Origin of the sequence: Pseudolactococcus raffinolactis NBRC 100932 (genome assembly GCF_001591765.1) — a bacterium.
GTDB classification, from domain to species: Bacteria; Bacillota; Bacilli; order Lactobacillales; family Streptococcaceae; genus Pseudolactococcus; species Pseudolactococcus raffinolactis.
In genome coordinates this window covers 1-2,446 of sequence record NZ_BCVN01000079.1, presented here as the reverse complement: position 1 = coordinate 2,446, position 2,446 = coordinate 1, and the positions used below count along the sequence as shown (strand labels likewise).

Sequence of the window (2,446 nt, the reverse complement as noted above, 5' to 3'; positions counted from 1 at the left end):
AAATAAGAACATAAAAGGCATAACAATTGAGCTAGACGGTAATACAACAGGCTTGCAGAAAGCCTTGAAAACAGTTGATAGTACTAGCGTCAAGCTTAACAGCGAGTTAAAAGAAGTTAATAAGTTGCTTAAGTTTGACCCATCAAATACTGAGTTAGTAGCACAAAAGCAAAAGTTATTGACAGATTCAATTGAAAATACCTCAACTAAATTAGACCAATTGAAATCAGCACAAAGCCAAGTTGAAGCACAATTCAAATCAGGCAACATCGGCGAAGAACAGTACAGAGCTTTTGGGCGTGAAGTTGCGCAGACGGAACAGAGTTTAAATAGCTACAAATCACAACTAGGTGGATTGCAAGCTGAACAAGAAAAACTTGGTCAGAACACAAATAGATTAAACACTTACTTTTCGGCATCAGGTAAATCAGTTAATGATTTTGCAGATGTTCTAGGCACTAGGCTAGTCAACGCAATCAAGAATGGTACAGCAACCTCAGACCAATTAGAAATTGCGTTAAACAAAATTGGTAAAGAAGCACTAGGCGCTGATGTGGATATCAATAAATTCAAGTCGACTTTAGACAGCGTTAAAAATGGTAATTCACTTGATCAAGTAAAAACTGAACTTCAAGAAATCTCACCAAAAGCAAAAGGTGCAGAAGACAGCCTTGGCGACATGACGGATGCAATTAACAGCGGAAACATGGCGCAGGCTGGCGAAATCATTTCAGCCGTAGGTGATAAGATTGTAGAATTGGGGAATCACGCTAAAGATACAGCGCTAGAATTTCAAAGTTCATTTGGGACGATCGCAGCCAACACGAACCTAAGTAAATCCGAAATGGAGAACCTTAAAGGTGTAGCGGTTGATGTATTCAAATCTGGTGTGACGGATTCAATTGATGAAGCTACAAATGCGACAATTATAATGAAAAATGCTTTCAAAGACTTGAACAATGAGGATTTGAGCAAGATAACTGAACAAGTTATTGCCTTAAGCAAAAGGACTAATACCGAATATACCGATAACATAAAAGCCGCTGATTACCTCATGAAAGCATTCGGTGTATCAAACAAAGAAGCTTTTGACATGCTTGCTGCTGGTTACAAAAATGGGTTAAACGCAAGTAATGACTTTACCGACACAATTGTTGAATATAGCGGAACAGTCAAAGAAGCGGGATATAGCCAAGAAGAATTTTTCTCAATGTTGGATAGTGGCTTGAAAAACGGTGTTAAAAACACGGATTTGATCGCAGACAGCATGGTCGAATTCAGTAAAAAGTTGGCAGCTGGCGATTATGAAGAAATGATTTCTGGTATGTCTCAAGAGACTCAAAATATGTTTAACGAATATAAAAACGGAAACGCAACAGTTAGTGATGTCATGACGAGTGTTCAGTCAGAAATGAAAAAAATGAGTCCCGCACAACAACAAGAAGCATTAACAAAATTGGGTTCTCAATTTGAAGATATGGGCGTAAAAGGTTTTCTTGGGCTAAATAAAGTCAATGATGGGTTTAAAAATGTTGAAGGAGCAATGGATTCAGCGACAAAGAAAGACCCAGCTCAAAAATGGCAGTCGAGTTGGAATGAATTAAGTTCGAGCCTGTCAGAAGTCGGTACTGATATTCTTAACTCACTACAACCAGTGATGGATTTCTTAGCTGATATGGCTAAAGCATTTACGGATTTACCTGAACCAGTCAAACTTTTTATTGAAATTGTAATGGGGCTTATAGCAGTATTTACTTTGCTTATCCCCGTGATTGCAGCCCTAGCAGTTGCACAAACAGCGTTAGACATTGCCTTAGCACCATTTTTATTGATTATCCTTGCGGTCATTGCAGTTATTGCCTTATTGGTCGTGATCATCATGAACTGGGGCGCTATCGTTGACTGGCTCAAAGGTGTTTGGGATGGATTCGTCAAATGGCTGGCTGGTTTGTGGAATGGCATGAAAGAAATGGCTGGCAATGTGTGGAATGGCATGAAGGATACTATAAGCAATGTATGTCAATCAATCGCAGATTTTGTTAAGGGAATCTGGCAAGGAATCAAAGACACAACAAGTAATATATGGCAAGGCATCAAGGATTTCATGAGTTCGATTTGGGATGGTATAAAAAACATGGTTTCAAATGCGGTTAATGGTGTGAAAAACACGATAAGCAACATATGGGAAGGCATTAAAAATATTACTTCAAGCGCTTGGAATGGTATAAAAAGCATGATTACAACTCCGATCGAAGCTGCTAAAAATGTTGTTTCAGGAATCATTGACAAAATCAAGGGTCTGTTTAACTTTAAACTTAAATTCCCTGATATCTCTATACCCCACATTCCATTACCACACTTTTCACTTAGTGGTTCGTTTAACCCGTTAAAAGGTCAAATACCGTCAATCGGCATTGATTGGTTTGCCAACGGTGGTATCTTGACG

1 protein-coding gene is annotated in these 2,446 nt (G+C 38.7%); it reads left to right on the top strand.

Features of this window, described 5'->3' with window-relative positions:
- Positions 1–2,446 (top strand): phage tail tape measure protein (locus LRA01S_RS10420; RefSeq protein WP_061775539.1); only part of this gene is annotated, 2,446 nt, incomplete at both ends.